The organism is Pseudomonas granadensis, assembly GCF_900105485.1.
Classification (GTDB): Bacteria; Pseudomonadota; Gammaproteobacteria; order Pseudomonadales; family Pseudomonadaceae; genus Aquipseudomonas; species Aquipseudomonas granadensis.
Genome location: NZ_LT629778.1, coordinates 3,181,202 through 3,203,413 on the forward strand (window position 1 = coordinate 3,181,202; position 22,212 = coordinate 3,203,413).

Genomic DNA, 22,212 nt, shown 5'->3' on the forward strand with positions numbered 1-22,212 from the left:
GGTATCGCAGTTCGGCGTAGCTCTCCCATCCACCTCGATCAGTCCCCTCTCCCTCTGGGAGAGGGCTAGGTTGAGGGGCTTTTGATTGGTTGACTGCGCTCCAACTGAAGAAATGCAATCAAAATGTGGGAGCTTGCCTGCAAGCGATGACGGCCTGACAGCCGACCCGACTTTGAGAATGTACTCAATCCAAGTGTAGGAGTGAGCCTGCTCGCGATAGCGGTGGTTCATCCAGCACTTCGGCGACTGACGGATAGCCTTCGCCAGCAGGCTGGCTCCCACAGTGGATATGCGTGTTGCCCCAGGCCTTGCCTGCACTGCAAAACCGGTGGGAGCCAGCCTGCTGGCGATTTGGGCAGTCTCCGCCCATCAAAACGCTTCAGAAAGTCTCATTGACGTTCAAGCGATTCACGCTTGAATGCCGCCCTTCGGAAACTCAATGACGCGTCTGTGTAAACCCTTTCAAACCCGTCCGGCACGGCGCTGATTTCGTTCTATCGTTAGATCAAACTGGCTGCATCAACGCAGGACTAAAGGTTGCTACGGATCATCGCTGAGCCTATGTTGCACGCGAGTCTTTCTTCGCGACTGGAACGCGATCAACACCATCATGAGGTGAAGAAATGTCAAAGGAATCACGCCCTGCCGTGCTTGGGCTGATAGGCAATACTCCGCTGGTTCAGGTCACCCGTTTCGATACCGGCCCGTGCACGCTGTTTCTCAAACTCGAATCCCAAAATCCCGGCGGCTCGATCAAGGACCGCATCGGTCTGGCGATGATCGATGCCGCTGAACGCGACGGCCGTTTGCAAGCCGGCGGCACCATCGTTGAGGCGACAGCGGGCAACACCGGCCTCGGTCTGGCGCTGGTTGGCCGCGCCAAGGGCTACCGGGTGGTGCTGGTGGTACCGGACAAAATGTCTACCGAAAAAGTCCTGCACTTGAAGGCCATGGGCGCCGAAGTGCACATCACCCGCTCCGATGTCGGCAAGGGTCATCCCGAGTATTACCAGGACGTCGCCGCCCGTTTGGCGAAAGACATTCCCGGCGCGTTTTTCGCCGACCAGTTCAACAACCCGGCCAACCCGCTCGCCCATGAATGCAGCACCGCGCCGGAAATCTGGGCGCAGACCGAACATGATCTGGATGCGATTGTGGTGGGTGTCGGTTCGGCCGGTACGCTGACCGGCCTGAGCCGTTTCTTCAAGCGTGTGCAACCGGATCTGGAGATGGTGCTGGCCGATCCGGTCGGTTCGGTGATGGCGCAATACAGTCGCGACGGCAGCCTGCCGACGCCCGGTTCATGGGCGGTCGAGGGCATCGGTGAGGATTTCATCCCGTCGATCACTGACCTCTCCAGCGTGCGTCACGCCTACTCGATCAGCGATGCCGAAAGCTTCGATCACGCCCGCCAGTTGCTCAAGGCTGAAGGCATTCTCGGCGGCTCGTCGACCGGCACCCTGCTCGCCGCTGCGCTGCGTTATTGCCGCGAGCAGACCGAGCCTAAACGCGTGGTCAGTTTCGTCTGTGACACCGGCACACGTTACTTGTCGAAGGTCTACAACGATCAGTGGATGACCGATCAGGGCCTGCTGCAACGCAAAGGCTACGGCGATTTGCGCGACCTGATCGCTCGGCGTTTCGAGGACGGCCGGGTGATCAGCGTCGGCCCCGACGACACCCTGCTGACCGCGTTCCAGCGCATGCGTCTCGCCGATGTTTCTCAACTACCGGTGCTGGTCGAAGGCAAGCAACTGGTGGGTGTGATCGATGAGTCGGACATCCTCATGGCGGTGCACGAAGACGCCGCGCGCTTCAGCCAATCGGTGTCCAGCGTGATGACCGACAAGCTGCAAACCCTCGCCCCCGGCGCGGCGCTGGCCGAGCTGGAAGCGGTGCTCAGCCGTGGCCTCGTCGCCATCGTCGCCGACGCCACAGGTTTCCATGGCTTGATCACCCGCACCGACATGCTCAACCAATTACGGAGATCCCTTGCATGAGTCAGCACGACGATAAATCCCAAGGCTTCGCGACCCGGGTGATCCACGCCGGGCAACAACCGGACCCGACCACCGGCGCGCTGATGCCGCCGATCTACGCCAACTCCACCTACCTGCAAGACAGCCCCGGCGTGCACAAGGGTTTCGACTACGGGCGCTCGCACAACCCGACGCGCTTCGCCCTCGAACGCTGTGTGGCGGACCTCGAGGGTGGCACCCGCGCGTTCGCTTTCGCTTCGGGGCTGGCGGCGATTTCCACGGTGCTGGAATTGCTTGATGCCGGTTCGCACATCGTCTCCGGCAATGACTTGTACGGCGGCACGTTCCGCCTGTTCGACAAGGTCCGCCAGCGCAGCGCCGGGCACCGTTTCAGTTTTGTCGATCTGGCCGATCTGTCGGCGTTCGAAGCGTCGTTGCAGGACGACACGCGCATGGTCATGGTCGAGACACCGACCAACCCGCTATTGAGCCTCTCGGATCTGGCTGCCATCGCCCGCATCTGCCGCGCCCGCGGGATCATCTGCGTGGCCGACAATACGTTCGCCAGCCCTTACATTCAGCGCCCGCTGGAATTGGGCTTCGACATTGTGCTGCACTCGACCACCAAGTATCTCAACGGCCACTCCGATGTGATCGGCGGTATCGCGGTGGTCGGGCAAAACGCCGAACTGGCGGAGAAACTCGGCTTCCTGCAAAACGCGGTCGGGGCGATCTCCGGGCCGTTCGATGCCTTCCTGACGTTGCGCGGGGTGAAAACCCTGGCGCTGCGCATGGAGCGTCACTGCAGCAACGCGCTGGATCTGGCGCAGTGGCTCGAGCAACAGCCGCAGGTCAAACGCGTCTACTACCCGGGCTTGCCGTCACACCCGCAGCATCAACTGGCGAAACGGCAGATGCGCGGTTTCGGCGGGATGATTTCCGTGGACCTCAACAGCGATCTCGCCGGCGCGCGGCGGTTTCTCGAGAACGTGCAGATCTTCGCCCTGGCCGAAAGTCTCGGCGGCGTGGAGAGCCTGATCGAGCATCCGGCAATCATGACCCACGCGACCATTCCGGCCGAAACCCGCGCGAAACTGGGGATCGGCGATGGGCTGGTGCGGCTGTCGGTAGGCGTTGAAGACGTCGAAGACCTGCGTGCCGACCTGGCGCAGGCGCTACACGCGATCTGATACTTGCAGGAAAGACAAGGCCCGCACGAAGCGGGCTTTGCTTTTTCAGCGCTGCAATACTCGAGCAGGCGGCCTGCGGGTCACTGGCTTGCAAGGTTTATCGGGCTTCCACAGTACGGGCCAATTGAAAGGTAGTGCCTCGGCTGCTTCACACGGTATAGACGCTGGATCTCAGCGCGGAAATCTTTCTGATCGTGTACCTTTCGGAGCGCGCCTGTGCGTACTCGAAAACACAAGTGTCGAAATAATCGCCTGCCTCACTTCGCCCCTTGGTCAAAACAGTACATGGAATACGGCGCACGCTTGTTAATGACAGGGAAAAAAATGAAAGATTATAAAAATCTAACTAAAGCGATAATAGGTTTGCTTTTTCTACTTAATTCGGCCACTGCATCGGCAGTGCTTTCGCCGGAGCAGCAGACAGCCAAGGAACGCGGTATTTCACTATACAACCAAGAAAAAAATGCAGAGCCTGAATTGCGCATTGCCGCTGAAGCCGGCGATGCAGAAGCACAATTTTATTTGGCGCAACAACTTCACCAACAGGAAATTGATACAGCGCTAGATCCGAAAGAATCTCTAAAGTGGTTCGTAGCCTCCGCAAACCAAGGTAATTTATTATCGCTCTATCAATTATCTCACAACGTCAAGCTGTGTGTTGCTGCTCGATTTTGTCCGAAAGGGGAAAAAAGCTGGGATGAATGGCATCAAGAGTTTAAAAAGACGCTGATGGAGAAATTTGCCTCAAATGATTTGCAACAACTAGGTGAACTAAATGATTGGGTGGCGCAGTCGGATGTTGTAGGAGAGTGGTTTCATCTACAGGATGAGCTTCGTTATGCAAAAAATCACCGGGTGGAAGATACCCGTGATTGGCTGGTCCATTCTGCTAATCAAGGAAATTTCAACTCCCTGCTTCGTCTGGCTCTAGATGATGGAGATACATTATGCACCATCGTTAAGAATTGCCCGAAGGGCGATAAAACTCAGCACGAATGGAAATTAGAATTTGAAAAGATTGCACGAGAAAAAATTGCTTCGGGTGACATGGAAGCTGCATATTTATTATATGTAGGCGACTCTGACTTTAATATGCTGATTAAATCAGCAGAGGGAGGCTACCCACTCGCACAGTATCAGCTTGCCGAAAGTTATTCAGCTGGTGATGGTTTTTTTTGGTGGTTTGGGCAGCGCCGCAAAGAAATCAACAAGTGGTATAAGCGAGCGGCTGAAAATGGCTATCCAAAAGCCATGATTGCATATGCAGCCTCTATTTATGAAGACAATGGCGATCTATCAATTTCCCGGTACTGGCTAGAAGAATCTGCGAAAGCGGGTGACAGCAATGGTATCGGTTTGCTTGCTAGAGAGTATGCAACTAACCCGAATTACTATGGTTTTCCATTTGATAGGGTTAAGGCTTATGGCCTTATGTTCTTTTTAACCGGCTTGAATAATGACAAGTCTGAAATAGAGCATGATCGGGAGACATTAGAAAAGTATTCCAAAGAAATGACACCCGAACAAATCGAGCAAGGCAAGGCTTTTGCAGAAAAATGGAAGGTCACTCACTCGCTTGAAGGCGTTTAATCTGAGCGGCCAGCGGGATCGGAAACAAATGTCAAGCTTCGTGCTTAAAGTTGCTGAGGCCATCGTCGTAATTGTCGCATGCGATCAGTGACGGCTTACTGCCGATCTGCCATCTGACGTTGCCTGCGGGCCGGACTTTCGCGCTGCGCGTTCAGCCAGGCCAAGCAGCCGGCCCGTTTCATCCCTTCGGACTTCCATCCTTAACGTTTCCGGCCTCTCAATGACGGGCGGCTCATTCGACTCGTCCGACGAGGCACTAGCACATTTGTGCTAATCGACCCTCCGCCCCCTCAGCGTTATATTCCCTGCACCCCCGAGACGCTCCCGACGTTGCCCTTTCGCAGCGTGCGGGATCGTTTTGCCTGCAATTTAGAACGACACAAGGAAGAAGCACCATGAAATCCCTGATCGCAACACTTACCCTCAGCGCGCTGTTCCTTACGGGTTGCGCCACGCCGAAACAATGGGAGGCCACCGGCGGCAGCAAAACCGATGGCATCGTCCAGGTCTCTTATGAACTGGGCCAATTCGAAAGCGGCCAGACCAACGCCGAACAGGGACTGACTATCGCCGCGCAGCGCTGCAAAACATGGGGCTACAAAAGTGCCGAGGTCACCGGTTCGGAAAAAAACATCTGCCGCACCATGGGCAAGTTCAATTGCCTGCAAACCACCATTACTCAGGATTACCTCTGCAAGCGATGACAGCTTGGTCATCTCCACGCTGAATCAGTCAATCACGCAGGGCGCGCAGCGTCGTGCGTAACTCGGCGGGGTGCACCGGTTTCGACAAAATCGCAATCTGCCGATCGTGCAAGGCCGCCTGAATCCTTTCGACATCGTGGCCGGTAATGATCATCGCTGGCACTGCCCAACCGCGCTGCCTGCGCACTTCATCGATGCATTCGATGCCAGTGGCATGGGTGCCGAGGTCATAATCGGCGACAAGGATGTCGCAGTCGGTGACCAGGTTTTCGGCCGACCACTCGGCTTGCACGACACAGCCCCAGCGCTCGAGCAACGTCGTCGTCGCCAACAGCACATTGCGATCATCCTCCACCAGACACACCTTCAGCCCCGTCAACAAACCCACCTGTCGCGCTTCACCGCGGACAAGCCGTGACTGCGGCGCCGCTACGATTGGCAAACCGGCAAGGGTCACCGCCGTGCCGCACCCTACCCGCGAGCGCAGAGCAACGTCCACATCGATCAGTTCACCCAGACGCTTGATGATCGACAGGCCCAGCCCGACACCCTCGACATCTTTGTCGCGTACCTGCCGCACCCGATAAAACTCCTCAAACACCTTGTGCAGGTGCTCTTCGGCAATGCCATTGCCGCAGTCATGGATGACGATAGCCAGCCCTGCCCCGCGTTTACGCACGCCGATTAGCACCGGCCGCTGCGCGCCGTATTTGAAGCAGTTGGAGAGCACGTTCTGCACCATGGTCGCCAGCAGCGCCGGGTCGGTTCTGACCCAGTGGTGACATGGTCGCAAACGCAGCTCGACACCCGCCCAACGCGCCGCTTCCTGATGTTGGCGGACGATGTCCGCGAGCCATTCACCGAGGTTCAGCGTTTGCATTTTTGCTTCGACCCGGCCGTTATCGAGGGTGTAGAGGTCGAGTATCGAACGGAACAACTGCGAGACGTTGAGCAGTGAACGGTCGATATTATCGACCAGTCTGCGTTCGCTATCGCCCAGGCGCGACTCGCGCAGACACGCGGTGAACAAACCGATGGAATGGATCGGCTGACGCAGGTCATGACTGGCCTGGGCGAGAAAGCGTGATTTCTCCAGATTGGCCGCCTCTGCCTCCTCCGACGCCTTGCGCGTGCGCTCGAGCAGCAGGTGTGCGTAAAACGGGATCACGGTGCTGGTGATCATCAGCATCAGGACCATGAACGGTTGCGCCTGCCAGTACGGCGTCAGGCGATAGACCGCCAGCAGCGCCAGCAACGCCAGACCGGTGGCCACCGCCAGATAGCGCGAGCCATAGCGCATGCCATTGCCGAGGTTGACCCAGACCATTACCGCGTACAACGGCAGCGCGGCTTCGCCGCCGACTACCAGACCGAAACAGGTGCCGGTGTAATCGTGAATCATGGCAAAAACCCGCCGCGCCGGATAATGCCCGGGCCAGCGCGCAATGGCCTGACGGAACACAATGGAAGCCAGTAAAAACAGGCTGATGTAGGTAATGACCGGCAGGTAGGTATCGACGCGATGGCCGGGCACAAAGCTCAACCCGATCATGTAAACCACAGCGATGGCCGCGATGATGATGCGCAGATTGGCCTGATCGAGTTCGGTGTTTTTTTCGAATTTCATGTAAACGTCCTTGTGCAGCGTTCGTCAGTTTCGGAAGCAGCCTACAGGCAACCTTCGCGTCCGATGCTAAGGTGCCAGCCTTGATTAACGCTTGACCCAGGGAGGGTCGCGCCATGGCATGCCGGATCATCATAGCCGACGATCACCCACTGTTTCGCGAAGCGATGGTGCGCACTGTACAGCGCTTGCTCCCCGAGGCGACTATCGACGAGGCCGGTGACCTCGACGCTGTCACCGCGCTGCTGGGCAGCGAGCCGGACACGTTGATACTCGACCTGCGCTTTCCGGGTTTGACCTGCATTGCCCAACTCGCCGAACTGCGCCGACGCTTGCCGCGCACCACGCTGATCGTGGTGTCGATGGTCGATGACCAGGCGCTGATCAGCGAGGTCATGAGCGCGGGTGTTGACGGTTTTATCGGCAAGAACATCGCCCCGGATGAAATCGGTCAGGCGATTCTGGCGATCCGCGCGGGCGAGGTACTGGTGAAGTTTGCCCCGTCAGGCTTGCTGCCGCTGGAACCCGCCAGCGCCCTCACGCCTCGTCAGCAGGAGGTGTTGCGGCTGATAGCGCAAGGCAAGACCAACAAGGAAATCGCCCGTGAGCTGGACATTTCACCCTTCACGGTGCGCATTCACGTGTCTTGTTTATTACGCGCCCTCGATGTGCCTTCGCGGGCTGCCGCCGCGGTGAAGTATCTCGGGCTGGTGTAGGCGCAGCTGGTCCCGCGCCTACAAGCAATGGTCGTGTTGCTGCAGGATGGCCCGGGCTTGTCGGGTGAAGCGGTAGTTCTTGTCCTGTTCCAGGGCGATCAAGCCTTCGAGGCACAGGCGCTTGAGTACTTCACGCACACTGATGAACGACAACTGCGGTGACGACGAGGCCACCCACGCATGCACGCCGTTGACTCCCGTTGAATAGCCATCACGGCTGGCAAGCAGCAGCGCATTGAGCACCTTGAAGCGGATCAGGCTGCTGCGCAGTCCGAAGTGGCTCAGCAATTGACGAATGTGTTGATTGGCACTGCGATCGAACTCGCGCGGCACAGGGGAAATTGCGGGCCGAGCGCCAAGCGCCGCAATGCCGGGATTGTTCAACATGACGAAGATTCCTTTTCTGAAATGTTCAAGCCGCTCTCTATATAGAAGAGGCAGTCGCCGGATGACCGGGCAACTGCCTAGCTGCTGTCATCAAAAATCGACGGTGGCCGACAATTGCAGCGTGCGCGGATAGCCCGGCGAAAACGCGCCGTAGGAAGCCACGCCCGACCAATACTCGCGATCGAAGACGTTCTGCACCGTGGCGCGGAACGTGGTCGGCCGGCCTTCGATTTTGGTCGCATAACGCGCACCGGCATCGAAACGCGTCCAGGCATCCAGTTCCTGCGTGTTGGCCTGGTTGACGTATTGGCGGTCGGTGTAAATCGCCCCGCTGGTCAGAGTGAAGCCTTCCAGCCACGGCGTATCCCATTCGGCCCAGAGGTTCGCCTGCACGTCCGGCACGCCGACCGGTTTGTTGCCGCGATTGGCCGCTGTGGCCGAATCGGTCAGCTCGCCGTCAAGTACGGTGACGCCGCCCATCAGACGTGTGCCCTTGGCGACTTCGCCGTACATGCTCAACTCGACGCCGCGGTTGCGTTGCTCGGCTTGCACCGAGAACACATTGCCGGCGCCGATCTCGCCGCTGGGTTTTTCGATTTGAAACAACGCCAGCGTGGTCATGAATGTGCCGTGTTCGTACTTGACGCCGATCTCATGCTGCTTCGATTCGTACGGGGCGAAGGTCTCGCCCGCGTTGCTCGCAGTGCCCGGCGCGATGTCGCCTTTGGACAGGCCTTCGACATAGTTGTAGTACAGCGAAACGTCCTGCCACGGCTTGACCACCACGCCAACCAGCGGCGTCGTTGCGTTGTCGCTGTACCTGGAACTGACCGCACCGGCCGCGTTGTAATTGCGCGACTCGATGTCCTGGCGGCGCACGCCGAGGGTCAGCTGGAAGCGGTCATCGAGCATCGACAAGGTGTCGGTCAACGCCACACCGGACAGCTCCGACTCGGACACCCGTTGAACCTTCGGCGAGCTGAGGTACTGCTGCGGCACGTCAACCGGGTGATAGATGTTCGACAGGATCGCGGTGCCATTGGTGATCCCGCGTGACAGCTCATCCTGATAACGGGTGGCCATGATCGTCGTGGTGTGGGTGATCGGGCCTGTGGCGAATACGCCGCGCATGCCGACATCGGCAGTCGAGCGGTCGACATTGAATTTGTAGTAGCCGGGAATGTTGCTGGTGTCGCCGGCGTCATTGAGGATTCTCGGCACCTGATCGGACAGGCGCTTGACGTCGGATCGGCCACCGCCGGCATGAGCGAACACCGTGACGTTGTCGCTCAGGTCATATTCGCCACCGAGCAGCGCCGACTGCTCCCTGGTGTCCGACCAGCCCCAATCCTGCGGCAGGTTGGTGCGGCCGTTCGGCGCCGACGGCACGTCGACACCCGGTGCGATGGTGAAGGGCCGCGAGGCGGCTTCCCAGCTCTCTTTCTGGCTGATGTAGTCAAGATTCAAGCGCAGACGCTCGCCGCGATAATCCAGCGCGATGGCGCCGACGCCGAGGTCGCGCTGCTGATCATCGACCGCCGTGTCGCCGCCTTGCAGGTTGCCGTTGAAACGCACGCCGAACTGGTTCTCCGAACCGAAGCGCCGGCTCAGATCCAGATGCCCGCCAACCTGCGAGTCGGAGGCGTAGCTGCCGGTGAATCGGGTCAGGTCTTCGTCCAGCGGACGCTTGGGCACGATGTTGATCACCCCGCCGACGCCACTGTTCGGCGAGATACCGTACATCAGCGCGCCGGGGCCCTTGAGCACTTCGACCCGTTCGGCGTAATCGGTGAATACCCGATAGTTCGGCGCAACGCCGTAGACGCCATCGAACGCCAGCTCGCCGAGGTTGCCTTCGCCAATCGGGAAGCCGCGGATGAAAAACGAATCGACGATGCCGCCCGTCTGGCCGGTCGAACGCACCGAAGGGTCGCGCTCCAGCGCATCGGCGACAGTCACGGTCTGCAGGTCGGCCAGGGTTTTCGCGGTGTAACTGGTGACGCTGAACGGCGTGTCCATCACGTCTTTGTTGCCCAGCATGCCCAGCCGCGCACCACGCGCAATCTGCCCTCCGGCGAGGGTTTCCGGCAACGCCGTGGCGCTGTTGTAACGGGCGCTGATGTTGGTGGTGTCGAGGGTCAGCGCGTCCTTGCTGTCATCGGCCGGCGCGGTGGGTGCGCCGTTCGATGTCTGGGCGGCGACGTCGGTCTGCCCGGAGCCGGCGGCCCAGGCATTGGCGCTTCCTGCGACCAGAACGAAATTCAGCATGGCGGTACGCACAGCGAGTGTTAACACCCGCTCACCGCAAGGACGACTGACAACAGGCATGACGTGAGGATCCTTTTCATCAAGGGAAAATGGTAATCACTCCTATTGCCAGTCGATTTGCGAAAAAGTATCACCCGCAGTCGGTTTTATTTTTTTGCACTCGCTGCGGGTCAGGCGTACAGGCGCTCCAGCGGTATCGCCACCACCGGCAACGCCGGGTCAAAGGCGTGCCGGGTGGTCTTGTACGGGAACATCTCGCCACGGGCGATGGTGCGGAAAATCCGCTCCACCTCGAACACCTGCCCGGTCTGCCAGTGCCGCACGCAGACCCGCGGATCGCCGTAATCGAGCTGGATGCACGGCACCCGCTTCAGGCCCAGTTGCAACGCCGCGGTGAAGCGGTGATTGCCATCCATCACGATGCCGCGCGAGCGCTCGACGATGATCGGCTCGAGCCAATGCCCGGCGCGGACAATCGACTCGCACAGCATCGTCACGTTGGCCGGATCGACCTGCTCGGACTGCCGCACTTCGCAGAGCGCCCGCAGCGCTATCTGATAACCGTGTGCCATGGTGATCTCCTGTGCGCCGCGATTCAGCAGGCATCGGCGCGAACAATCGGCGCGTGCTGGCGGGCGACGTCAAGCAGGCGCTGGGCGTGTTCGATCAACGGCAGATCGACCATCTCGCCATCGACTTGCACCGCATGGCTGCCGGTGGCCACGGCGCGCATCACCCGGTCGGCCCAGGCCAATTGCCGCGAATCCGGCAGGAAGGCGCGTTGCACCGTGGCCAGTTGGCCGGGGTGGATGCACAGCTTGGCGCCGAACCCCAGCGACCGTGCGTATTGCGCGTCTTTGGCGACCACCGCCAGATCGCTGATTGCCGGCGTCACGCCATCGATCGGCGCCGGCAGTTCGGCCGTGCGCGACGCCAGCACGATGCGGTTGCGAGCGAACAGAAACGCCTCGGGAGTCTGGCTGCAATCGATGTCCAGGGCGAAATCCAGCGAGCCGAACGCCAGTCGCGCCAATCCTGGAATCGCGGCAATCGCTTCGACCTGTTGCAATCCCTTGGCGGTCTCGATGATCGCAATGACGTGCAATTGCGGCTGCCACGCCAGCAGGCGCTCGACGACCGCCGCCAACGCCTCGGGGCATTCGGCCTTGGGCAGGAAGATCCCGTTGCAGCGCTCGGGATAGCGCATGTCGCTGAGCCAGGTCAGGTCCTGGCGAAACAACGCACTGCTGACGCTGTTCAAGCGGATGTAGCGCTCGCAGGCAACGTTCGGCGCGCTCTCCTGCCACGCCCAGATCGCCGCGCGAGCGGCGGCCTTGCTGTCCGGATGAACGGCGTCTTCGAGGTCGAGAATGATTGCGTCCGGCCCTGCTTCGACCGCTTTGGCAAAGCGCTCGGGACGGTTGCCCGGCACGAACAGGTAGCTGATCGCGCGCCGGGTTTTGCGGTTGAGTCGATCCGATTGCATGGCGTTGCTCCTTGGTGTGAACCAGTCGTGGTTTGGGAAGATTCCCGCAGCCCTCGAACGGGGTTTTCTCCTGCCGTTGCGGGGCGTGTCGCGACAACCGTTAATGCCTTGTCGATCAAGCAATTAACCGTCGTTTTTATTTGCGGGCGAACGAGTCCTTGAGCGTGTTAATACACGTTCATGGGTTCGCCTTGCGTTGGGCTTTATTCAAAAATATTTGAAAACCTTACTTGATAATCGTTCCTGTTCGCAATATTGTTCACGCCGCCAACAGGAACTATCGGCGTTTCAAAGCAAGTCAGTGACACCTGGAAAAGACCGATCAGCTGATGTCACTTGAACATCAGTCTTGGTATTCAAGTGTATTGGCCTACAACTAATGGCCAGTTAGCACATTCGTACAAAACCTTATGGATCGGGGTTCTTATGCAAGCGTTTGATGAATTATTTATGACGCCGGGTATATCGGATCCAACATCTGCCCTCATTTGGCATCCGCCACCCGCCAATATAAAAACCCGTCGCTGACGAGCAGCGACACTTCATGATTCGATAACGGCTTGTTGTCGATATTGCTATGGCGAAGTTATTTTTCCGCGCCAGAGGTTAACGATGCCTGGAATAAATACCGCAACTTCCGAGCAGGACCATAAAGTCCATCATCCGCTCATGTTACAGCCATTGATCGACCCGGTTATTACCACGTTTATCAAGCACTTCCCGAATACATTGGGCAATTTGCTGGAACAACACGGATCCCCTCTGAATCTGGTCTGGCCGCATGCGTTTGAAGCCAATGCACAAGCGCTGTTGAATGTGTTGAAACGGTTCAACATTGCCCACGCAATCTTTTATGGCGCCAAGGCCAATAAGTCGCAAAGCCTGCTCGGCGCCGCAGCCAAGTCAGGCATCGGTGTCGATGTGTCGAGCCTTCACGAACTGCAGGACGCGCTACACGCTGCCATTCCCGGCGAGAACATCTGCGCCACCGGACCGGCGAAAACGGCGCTGTTTCACCAGGCGCTGATCGATGCAGGTTCACTGATCTGCCTGGACTCGCTGGAAGAATTCGACCACCTGCGCAACGTGCAGGAAGCACAACCAAGCCCAGTAAAATCAAGGGTTCTGCTGCGTTACCGGCCGAAGAACAGCGGTAAAAGCCGTTTCGGAATGGGTGCTGAAGACCTGCTCGAATGCCTGCAACGATTGGCCAGACACCCTGAGATATTCCGCTTCGAAGGGTTTCATTTTCACCTCGGCGGCTACGGCTTCGAATCCCGCGCTCAAGCGTTTCGGGAAGTCACCGGATTCGTCGAAGCGGCACGGGAAATGGGCCTTGATCCGCAGATGATTGATATCGGTGGCGGATTGCCGATTCGTTATGTCGAGCCCCAGAGTTATGCCGGCTTTTTGCAGAACGACAATAACCCGAGCCACTATTACAACCAGAAAGTTCCGGCCGACTATTACCCTTACGGCAGCGACCTGACGGCTCCGCAATGGCTGACATTATTCCTCGAAGCCGAATATTCGCCGGGACGGTCAATTGCCGCTTACTTGCGGCAGCAGTCAATAACACTGGCACTGGAGCCGGGAAGAAGTCTGGTGGACCAAGCGGCGATCTCGATTTTCCGCATCACCCGAACAAAAAAGCTTGCCGACAACAAAACCGTCATCTTTGTTGAGGGCAGTAGTTTCAGCGCCTGCGAAACCTGGTTCGCCTCGGAATATCTGGTGGATCCGCTATTGATCAGCCCAGAGCCACGCCCCGCCGCCCCGAGCCAGGCCTATATTGCTGGGCATAGTTGTCTCGACGACGACGTCATCAGTTATCGCTTGATCAACTTCGCAACACCCCCCGAAAGCGGCGACTTATTGGTTTACATCAATACCGCCGGCTATCAGATGGACTTGCTGGAAAACCAGTTTCATCGCCACCCCCTGCCCCGGCGGTTAACCGCAACCTGTTGTACGGAAGGTAATTACGCGTTCACACCTGACTACTGAAGGGACTAACTAAATGATCTTGAATAAAGTTTCCGACCTTATTGGTAATACACCGATGCTGGCTATTGATGTACCGGACACCAACGCCCGGTTGTTATTGAAAGTTGAAAAGAACAACCCCGGCGGCAGTATCAAGGATCGCATGGCGCGCAACATGGTGCTGGCGGCGCTCAAGTCCGGGCGGCTGAAACCCGGCGGCGTGGTGGTCGAGTCGTCGTCCGGCAACACCGGGATCGGTCTGGCCATGGCGGCGGTCGAGTTCGGTCTGCACTTCATCGCTGTGGTCGATCACCACGCCGCGCAGGACAAGATCGCGGTGATGAAAGCGCTCGGCGCCGAGGTTCGTTTCGTTAAAGGCACCTACCGCGAGGATGAAGTCGCCGTCGTCGAACGCCAGCGCATGGCCGCCGAACTCGCGACGGAAATTCCCGGAGCGGTGTTCATGAACCAGTCTGACAATGCCGCGAACGCCGGCGGCTACAGCGACTTCGTCCGCGAAACCGTGGCTCAGGCCGAAGGCCTGATCGGTGCGTATGTCGGTTGTGTCGGCACGGGGGGGTCGATGACCGGCATTGCGCGCGGCCTGAAAGTGCACAACCCCGACACCGTGACCGTCGGCGTCGAACCGGCCGGTTCGATTGTGTTCGGCCATCCCGGCTATCCCTACTACCAATCGGGCACTGGCACCCCGGCCGGCGACACCGTGGGCCTGGTCCTCGATTACAGCTGCATCGATCTGGGCGTGCAGGTCACCGACTCGCAAGCCTTCGAAACCGCACGCTATATCGCCCGCAACTTTGCCTTGCTGGTGGGCGGTTCGACCGGTGGGGCAATTTTCAAGGCGCTGGAGCTGATTCACAAAGGTGTGCTGCGCGGCAATGTCGTGGTGCCGATTGCCGATGGCGGTGAGAAATACCTGCACACCGTGTTCGACGATCAATGGCTGCAGGAGCGCGATCTGCTCGACCCGGGTATCGGCGCACAACTGGACATCTGGCTGGGCAAGACCCAATGGCTGGAATCCGTTTCCGCGCCGCTGCAACTGAGCGTCGCATGACCCACCCTTCACACAGGAACGCATCTCGATGAATCTGTTGAAAGTCGCCATCTGTGGTGGCGGCAGGACCGGCCATCTCAACGCCATTCTGTTCAAGCAACTGGCCGATGTGCAGGTGTCGCTGCTCACCCACAACCCCGAGGTCATCGAACAGCACGCGCGGCAGACGCCGATGCAAGCGCTATTGCCGGATGGCTCGTACCTGAGCGCCCGTCTCGACCGGGTCACGGCGGATGCGCGTAGCGCGGTGGAAGATGCCGATCTGGTCATCATCACCGTGCCCGCTCACGTGCGCCAGCAAACCCTGCAAGCCATCGCCCCGCATCTGAATGCAAGCAAACCGGTATTCGTCGGCGCTATTCCGGGCTTCTGCGGTTTCGACTGGCTGGCCGAGGCGACGCTGCCCGAGCGGCCGAATGTGGTGATCTGGGGCATGAAGGATGTGCCGCACACCGCGTTCGAGCTGAATCCAGGGCGCTCGATCAAAATGGGCGGTGGCAAAAGCCAGCTGTACGTGGCAGCCCACGCCCGTGAATCGCAGGCGTCGCGGCATCAGCTTCAGGCCATTCTTACGCGTCTGTATGGCCCCTGCGTAACGTTGCTCGAGCACTATCTGGAAATCACCCTGACGCCGGGCAACCCGATCATGCACAGCTCGGTGATCTACGGCTTGATCGGCCCGTACGGCCAATGGCATCGCAAGATCTTCCCGCAACGCATGTGCTGGTGGACCGAATGCCCGGAGCTGGGCGCGTACTTTCTCGAGCGCATGGACGAGGAAAGCCAGGCGCTCTGCGCGGTGATCAGCCAGCGTCTGGGCATTGACCTGTCGTCGGTGAAATCGCTGAAACAGGAAATCGTCGAGGCCTACGGCGAGCAGATCCGCGACACCAGCAGCATGCTTTCGATCCTGCGCACCAATCAGGCCTACAACGACATTCTCGCGCCGATGGTGCCGGCCGCCGACAACCGCGCCGGCTACGTGATCGAACGCGAAAGCCGTGCCTTCAACGAAGACGTCGCCTACGGCCTGGTGCTGTTGGTGGAGATGGCCCGGCGCTTCGAAATCAAGGTGCCCCACATCGAGGAAGTCCTGCAGTGGAGCGTGACTTATATGCACGGTCTGCGCGACTCGGCCCTCGACTATTTCCCGCGCCAATGGCCACACACGGCCAGCGCTGCGGCATGACTTTTTCACTCATTTTTCGACGAGCAGAACGCTGATATGGATGACTTCAAGACACTGATCGCCTACTCCCGCCGCAACGCCATGCGCCGTCTGGTGCGCTGCCTGTTTGCGGAAAACATTCTCGACCGTGCCGCCCTGAGCTTTTCCGCTGGCGGCAATCAGGCTACTTACCCGCTCAAGGGCGGCCGCGCGCACCTGGCGTTCTCCGACATTGCCAAAGGCCCGGCCGACACCATCGTCAACGACGGTGAGGTGGTGCTGGTCACCGACGAAGGCGTACGCCAGACCATCACCAGCCATCAGGACATGCTCGACGTGCTGCGCGACAGCTTCGATTTCGCGCCGACCGACGAAGGCGTGGCCGGGCTCAAGGCCGACATGGAAAACAGCCTGACCAACGACGCTCACGCCCGTCAGCACCGTCAGCAGTGGAACGCGCGGTTGCATCAGGCCGCGAAGGATCACGGGCTCGACAGCCTCACCGATTACCTGCGCCAGCACGCGAGCACCAAAGACGCGGCGATCCTGCTCGACCAGTGGGGCTCGCTGGAAGGCCATCCGTATTACCCGACCTGGAAAGCCCGGCCGGGCCTGAGCGATGAGGAAGTCGCGCAACTGTCGCCCGAGTTCAATGCCCAGGTGCCGCTGCGCATCGCCGCGTTGCGCGCCGAACATGCGCAAAGCGAAAGCATGCCGCATGTGAGCAGCTACCACGACTGGTTCGCCGCCAACTTCCCCGGGCAATGGGAACAATGGAAAGCGGCGCTCAACCGCAAGGGTCTGGATGAACGCGAATGGCTGCCGCTGCCGATTCACGGCTGGCATTTGCAGGCCTACGTGCTGAAGACGTTCGCCGCAGAAATCGAAGCAGGGATCCTGATCACCGACGGGCCGGACCTTGTGACGCTGCCGACCATGTCCTACCGCACGATGATGCCGGTTCTGGACGTTTGCGCGCCGCTGATCAAACTGCCGATCGCCGTGTGGATGACCAGCGAACTGCGCAGCCTGCAAGCCAAATCGATTCACATGGGCCCGCGCATCAGCACGGTGATCAGCCAGATTCTGCAAGCCGAAAACGGCTTCGACCAACGCCTGGAAATCTTTCCGGAAGAAATCGGCGTGCGCTACAAGAACGCCGTCACCCAGGACGATCATCCCGGCCGGCATTTGTCGGTGGTCTATCGCGCCAGTGCACCCGCGTTCGAACGCGCCGATGCTTGCCTGCCGATTACCGTGGCGTCGCTGTTCACCCGTTTGCCCGGCAACGATCGCCCGCTGTTCACCGACCTGATCGAACGTGACGGCGTACGCGCCACTGCCGCGCAGGTAGAAAGCTGGTACCGCGAATATGCGAAAGTGGTCACCCGCCCGGTGGTGGCGATCTATCTGTTGTATGGCATCGGTCTGGAAGCGCATCAGCAAAACACCATGGTGCTGTTCTCTGCCGACGGCAAAGCACGTAGTCTGCTGATCCGCGATTTTGGCGATGGCCGCACCTATGCACCGTTGCTCGAAGGTCGCGGCTACAGTCTGCAACCGCACGTCCAGCCGGGTATCCTGCCAACGGTGTTCAGCGGTGACATCGAGCCGGTGCGCATGTTTGTCCTGGACGCGGCGTTCCTCACGCATTTGCATGAACTGGCCCTGTGGCTGACCAAGGAGTATGGCTTGAACGACACGCGGCTCTGGCACATCCTGCGCGAGGAAACCGACCTCGCCTTCGACGCGGTGCGCGATCGCGTCGCGCCGCAAATCTGGGAAACCGAACACCGCGCGTTCGTTGAAGAGCCCTGGCCAACGCGTTCGTTGCTGCGCATGCACCTGATGCAGTACAGCAACTATCGTTTGCAACATACCCTGACCAACCCGCTCGCCAGCGTTTAACCGAGGCCGACTCATGTCCCATGCAGGTGCCATCCAGGGTTCACGTGTACGAATCCTGATTTATCTTCTGTTCGCGATCCAGCTGGTGTCGATGGGGGCGATGGAAATGAGCGGGCCGTTCTGGCCTGTCCACCTGCGTGGGCTGACCGACTCCGAGACGGTTTTCAGCTTCGCCAGCATCGCCGTGTATGTCGGGCCGATGCTCGGCATTATTCTGACCAGTGCCTTCTGGGGCCGCATCGGTGACCGCTACGGTCACAAGCTGATGATGATCCGCGCGCTCGCCGGGTTGTCGTTGACCCAGTTGGGGCTGGCCCTGTTCAGTGATATCTGGGCCATTCTGATTCTGCGTTTTCTGCAAGGCGCCTTCGCCGGTTACATCGCCCCGGCGCAGGCGTATGGCGTGAGTATCGAAGCGCCGTCGCGACGGGCGCGGCTGTTCGCGATCCTGCAGATCTCGACCAACGTCGGCTCGCTGCTCGGTGCCGTGGTCGGCGGGCTGATCCTCGATTACGCGACATTCTTCTGGATCAACATCATCGCCTCGGCACTTTGCGCGGTGTGTACGGTGATCGCCGCGATGACGCTGCCGGACGTGCCGCCAGTGAAGAAAGCCGTGGTCAGCGCAACCGCCACCCCCGCACGCCGCGCCAGTCTCTGGCAAGGCTCGCCGTTGCTGTCGCTGCTCGGCGTGATGGGCATTCTGCTGCTGGCGCGCATGCTCCCGCAGACGTCGTTTTCGCTGTACGTCAGCTCGGTGTTCGAGGTGAGCAATTCGGTGGTCGGCCTGTGTTACGGCTTGCTGGCGCTGGGCTTCATCCTGTCGGCGACAGCATGGTCGCGCTATTTCGAGCACCGCGGCCAGCAGGACACCCTGCAGCGCATGACCTACGTGGTGATCGGCTGCATCGCGCTGACCGCCGTCGCAGGCGTCACGCGTAATCCGCTGGTATTTGTCGTGGCTTATTTCATCTGGGGCGTGTTGCTCGGCGCGACCACCCCGGTGCTGATGGCCCTGATCTCGAAAACCGCCGACAGCTCCCAGCAGGGTCATGTGCTGGGCATCGCTCAGGGCACCGCGCAATTCGCCTCGATTGCCGGGATATCGGCTGGCGGCCTGCTCAGTCAGGTCTACGGTTTGCAGTACACCTACCTGTTCGTGTGCCTGGCCTATGGGGTCGCGCTGATCCCGATTGTCGCCCTGCGTTACTGGCCTGCGGCGATGCAACCGAGCGCCGCGCCGCCCGCGGACTGATCAAGGAGTGACGTCTTGAACACTGAACAACTGCGCGCCGACACTCCCGCCGTCGCGCAACTGATCCATTTCAACAATGCCGGCGCGGCGCTGATGCCGACGCCGGTGATCGAGGCCGTGACCCGGCATATCCAGCTCGAAGCCAGCCTTGGCGGCTATGAAGCCGCCGGGCGCCAAGCGGCCGAAGTCGAGCAGGTCTACGGGTCGATCGGGCGCTTGCTCAACGCCGCACCCGATGAAATCGCGGTGATCGAGAACGCCACCCGTGCCTGGGACATGGCCTTCTATTCATTACCATTGCAACCCGGCGATGTGCTGCTGACGTCGGCCACCGAATACGCCGGCAACTACATTCCTTATCTGCAACTGAAACAGCAGCGCGGTATCGAGATTCGCATCATTGCCAACGATGAGCACGGTCGGGTCTCGTTGTCGGCATTGCAGCAGATGCTCGAGGATGACCGGGTGGCGCTGATCTCGCTGCCGGTGATCGCCACCAACGGCGGGCCGGTGCAGCCGATCGAACAGATCGGCGCCCTCGCCCGTGCGGCCGGCGTGCTGTATCTGCTCGATGCCTGCCAGGGCGTCGGGCAGATACCGCTGGATGTACAGAAGATCGGTTGTCACATGCTCACCGCCACCAGCCGCAAATACTTGCGCGGCCCTCGGGGCATGGGCTTTTTGTACATCGAAAAAGCGCTGTGCCAGAACCTTGAACCGGTGTTTCTCGATTTGCATGCGGCATCGTTGCAAAGCGCCGACAGCTACACGGTCCGCGCTGATGCCCGACGGTTCGAAAACTGGGAGTGCAATGTCGCGGCAAAACTCGGCCTCGGTGCGGCGGTGGAGTACGCACTGGCGCAAGGCATCGAGCCGATGTGGCGGCGGATCCAGCAACTGGCCGATTATCTGCGCCAGCACCTGGGGCTAATCCCCGGTTTCACGCTGCAGGATCCGAGCGTGAACAGGTCCGGTATCGTCACCTTCAGTCACCGCCACCACAGCGCCGCGCAGGTGCAACAGTGGCTGGCCGGGCAGGACAAGCGCATCAACGTCAGCACTTCAACCTTTCGCTCGACCCTGCTGGACATGCAGCGCAGGGACTTGCTGGAAGTCAGCCGCGCCTCGCTGCACGTCTACAACACCGAAGCGGAAATCGACGCGATGATTGCCGCGTTACGCGCTCTGCCGCGCCTTTGAAACGGCAGGCCAATCGGCGCTTGCATCGCACAGGCGTTGTAAACTAGCATTGGGAATACTTCTCAATTGCATGAAAATCTGCAGCCATGAGCGAAACCCTTCCCGCGAATAACGACAAGCATCTGCGCGCGATCGAAGCCCTGTACAGCGGCCATCACGGCTGGCTGTATGCGACGCTGAGAAAAAAACTGGGTAACGCCATGGATGCGGCGGATCTGGCGCAGGACACCTTCACCCGGATCCTCGCCTCGCAGGTCACGGTGATCGAGCAGCCGCGCGCCTATCTGAGCTGCGTGGCCAAGGGCATTCTGGTCAACTGGTATCAGCGCAAGGCGCTCGAACGCGCCTATCTGGATGCGCTCGCGCAGTTGCCTGCGCCCGAGGTGCCCTCGCCGGAATTGCGTTTCATGGTGCTGGAAACCCTGCATGAAATCGACGCAATGCTCGACGCCCTGCCACCGCTGGTCAAACGTGCGTTTCTGCTGTCGCAGATCAGTGGTTTGAAATACGACGACATTGCCGAGCAACTGGGCGTGTCGCTGATCACGGTCAAGCGCTACATGAAGCAAGCCTTCGTGCAATGCCTGTTGCTGGTGGAGTGAATGCTCGCCCGGCGCAATGAAGCGCAACCCGCTCCTCAGGCATTGGAAGAAGCCGCTGACTGGCTGATGCGCATGAGCGAGCGCGAGCTGAGCGACCGCGAACGCGGCGAATGGGAATTGTGGAAAGCCAGCAGCCCCGAGCGCACGCGCGCCTGGGCGCGTGCGCAATTGTTGCAGGGCAAACTGGGCGGCCTGCCGCCGTCCTTGGCCATGTCGGCCCTTGATCGGCCGAGCAGCCCGGAACGCCGTGCGGCGATTGGCAAACTGGCGCTGCTGCTGGCGTTGGTCCCGGCCGGCTGGGGTGGCTGGAAGCTTTCGCAAACCCAGCAATGGTCGGCCGATTATCGTACGGCCGTCGGCGAACGACGCGAGCTGACCCTCGCCGACGGCTCAAAAATCACCCTCAACACCGATTCCGCCATCGACGTGCTGTTTGATGCCAGTCAGCGCCTGATACACCTGCGCGAAGGCGAAATACTGGTGCAGACCGCAGCGGATATCTCACCGATGGCACGGCCCTTCGTGGTCACGACCCGGCAGGGCCGGATGCAGGCGCTGGGCACGCGGTTCACCGTACGCGCACTGCCTCCGCAAACGCACCTCGCGGTACTGGAAGGCGCGGTAAAAGTCGAACTCGCGGACAATCGCCAGCACACGCCACTGATCGTCAACGCCGGACAGCGCACCGATTTCTCGTCTTCGACGTTTGGCGCGGTCAGTGCGACCGACCGTTACGCCGGTGCCTGGAGCCAAGGCATGCTGATGGCCGACAAGATGCGCCTTGCCGATTTCGTCGCGGAACTGACGCGCTATCGTCGCGGTTTCATCCGCGTCGATCCGGCGATTGCCGACTTGCGCATTTCTGGCGCCTACCCGATCAGCGACAGCCAGCGCACCTTGAACATGCTGGCGCAAACCTACCCGATTCTGGTCAGCGGCCACTTGAATGGCTACTGGGTCATGCTCTCCCGCGCCTGAGCGAAAAAATATTTGCCGCCGTGCTGATACTTTTTCCAATCTCGACTGGCTATGAGGGAGATGCATTTTTTCGTCCTGTTCATAGGCTCATCC

The 22,212-nt window shown here is 59.8% G+C and carries 18 protein-coding genes; 13 read left to right on the forward strand and 5 right to left on the reverse strand.

What is annotated here, in order from left to right:
* Positions 1-623 precede the first annotated feature (623 nt).
* The 4 genes from BLU52_RS13950 (at position 624) to yecR (ending at position 5,463) form a co-directional block, all read left to right on the forward strand.
* On the forward strand, positions 624-2,000 hold the full coding sequence (locus BLU52_RS13950) for a pyridoxal-phosphate dependent enzyme (protein ID WP_090284095.1): 1,377 nt from the start codon (positions 624-626) through the stop codon (positions 1,998-2,000).
* Positions 1,997-3,169 (forward strand): cystathionine gamma-synthase, encoded by a 1,173-nt coding sequence (locus BLU52_RS13955; RefSeq protein ID WP_090284098.1) that lies wholly within the window; start codon positions 1,997-1,999, stop codon positions 3,167-3,169. The genes BLU52_RS13950 and BLU52_RS13955 overlap by 4 nt, the downstream gene beginning before the upstream one ends.
* Before the next feature lie 216 nt (positions 3,170-3,385).
* Positions 3,386-4,759, forward strand: a complete 1,374-nt coding sequence (locus tag BLU52_RS13960; protein ID WP_157720704.1) for a tetratricopeptide repeat protein — start codon at positions 3,386-3,388, stop codon at positions 4,757-4,759.
* A gap of 395 nt (positions 4,760-5,154) precedes the next feature.
* On the forward strand, positions 5,155-5,463 hold the full coding sequence (yecR, locus tag BLU52_RS13965) for a YecR family lipoprotein (RefSeq protein ID WP_090284101.1): 309 nt from the start codon (positions 5,155-5,157) through the stop codon (positions 5,461-5,463).
* A gap of 28 nt (positions 5,464-5,491) precedes the next feature.
* On the opposite strand, the gene BLU52_RS13970 is transcribed toward yecR, so the two are convergent.
* Positions 5,492-7,090: an ATP-binding response regulator gene (locus BLU52_RS13970; RefSeq protein ID WP_090284103.1), complete on the reverse strand. Its 1,599-nt coding sequence runs from the start codon at positions 7,088-7,090 to the stop codon at positions 5,492-5,494.
* Between the two features lie 113 nt (positions 7,091-7,203).
* Here BLU52_RS13970 and BLU52_RS13975 point away from each other — a divergent pair, with 113 nt between their 5' ends.
* Positions 7,204-7,803 carry a LuxR C-terminal-related transcriptional regulator gene (locus tag BLU52_RS13975; protein WP_090284104.1) on the forward strand — a complete coding sequence of 200 codons (600 nt, stop codon included), beginning with the start codon at positions 7,204-7,206 and terminating at the stop codon, positions 7,801-7,803.
* A gap of 18 nt (positions 7,804-7,821) precedes the next feature.
* Here BLU52_RS13975 and BLU52_RS13980 read toward each other — a convergent pair whose 3' ends face one another.
* The 4 genes from BLU52_RS13980 to BLU52_RS13995 form a co-directional block, all read right to left on the reverse strand.
* A complete protein-coding gene (locus BLU52_RS13980; RefSeq protein WP_090284105.1) occupies positions 7,822-8,190 on the reverse strand; it encodes a fe2+ zn2+ uptake regulation protein in 369 nt (122 codons plus the stop codon).
* Positions 8,191-8,280: 90 nt separating this feature from the next.
* Positions 8,281-10,518 carry a TonB-dependent receptor gene (locus BLU52_RS13985; RefSeq protein WP_090284106.1) on the reverse strand — a complete coding sequence of 746 codons (2,238 nt, stop codon included), beginning with the start codon at positions 10,516-10,518 and terminating at the stop codon, positions 8,281-8,283.
* Positions 10,519-10,628: 110 nt separating this feature from the next.
* Positions 10,629-11,030 carry a ParB N-terminal domain-containing protein gene (locus BLU52_RS13990; RefSeq protein WP_090284107.1) on the reverse strand — a complete coding sequence of 134 codons (402 nt, stop codon included), beginning with the start codon at positions 11,028-11,030 and terminating at the stop codon, positions 10,629-10,631.
* Between the two features lie 23 nt (positions 11,031-11,053).
* On the reverse strand, positions 11,054-11,944 hold the full coding sequence (locus BLU52_RS13995; RefSeq protein ID WP_090284109.1) for an HpcH/HpaI aldolase/citrate lyase family protein: 891 nt from the start codon (positions 11,942-11,944) through the stop codon (positions 11,054-11,056).
* A 612-nt stretch (positions 11,945-12,556) separates the two neighbouring features.
* Here BLU52_RS13995 and BLU52_RS14000 point away from each other — a divergent pair.
* The 8 genes from BLU52_RS14000 (at position 12,557) to BLU52_RS14035 (ending at position 22,119) form a co-directional block, all read left to right on the forward strand.
* The gene (locus BLU52_RS14000; RefSeq protein ID WP_231987970.1) at positions 12,557-13,951 is read left to right on the forward strand and encodes a Y4yA family PLP-dependent enzyme; all 1,395 of its coding nucleotides are present in this window, start codon (positions 12,557-12,559) and stop codon (positions 13,949-13,951) included.
* Between the two features lie 13 nt (positions 13,952-13,964).
* Positions 13,965-15,008, forward strand: a complete 1,044-nt coding sequence (locus BLU52_RS14005; RefSeq protein WP_090284111.1) for a PLP-dependent cysteine synthase family protein — start codon at positions 13,965-13,967, stop codon at positions 15,006-15,008.
* 28 nt (positions 15,009-15,036) lie between these two features.
* Complete coding sequence (locus BLU52_RS14010; RefSeq protein WP_090284112.1) at positions 15,037-16,197, forward strand: NAD/NADP-dependent octopine/nopaline dehydrogenase family protein; 1,161 nt, start codon at positions 15,037-15,039, stop codon at positions 16,195-16,197.
* 36 nt (positions 16,198-16,233) lie between these two features.
* Complete coding sequence (locus BLU52_RS14015) at positions 16,234-18,084, forward strand: IucA/IucC family protein (protein ID WP_090284113.1); 1,851 nt, start codon at positions 16,234-16,236, stop codon at positions 18,082-18,084.
* A gap of 13 nt (positions 18,085-18,097) precedes the next feature.
* A complete protein-coding gene (locus BLU52_RS14020; RefSeq protein ID WP_090284114.1) occupies positions 18,098-19,339 on the forward strand; it encodes an MFS transporter in 1,242 nt (413 codons plus the stop codon).
* A 15-nt stretch (positions 19,340-19,354) separates the two neighbouring features.
* Entirely contained in the window at positions 19,355-20,539 is a 1,185-nt protein-coding gene (locus tag BLU52_RS14025; protein WP_090284115.1) for an aminotransferase class V-fold PLP-dependent enzyme, read from the forward strand.
* 86 nt (positions 20,540-20,625) lie between these two features.
* Positions 20,626-21,141 carry a sigma-70 family RNA polymerase sigma factor gene (locus BLU52_RS14030; protein WP_090284116.1) on the forward strand — a complete coding sequence of 172 codons (516 nt, stop codon included), beginning with the start codon at positions 20,626-20,628 and terminating at the stop codon, positions 21,139-21,141.
* Positions 21,142-22,119, forward strand: a complete 978-nt coding sequence (locus tag BLU52_RS14035) for a FecR domain-containing protein (protein ID WP_090284117.1) — start codon at positions 21,142-21,144, stop codon at positions 22,117-22,119. It abuts the gene before it with no gap.
* The last annotated feature ends 93 nt before the right edge of the window (positions 22,120-22,212 follow it).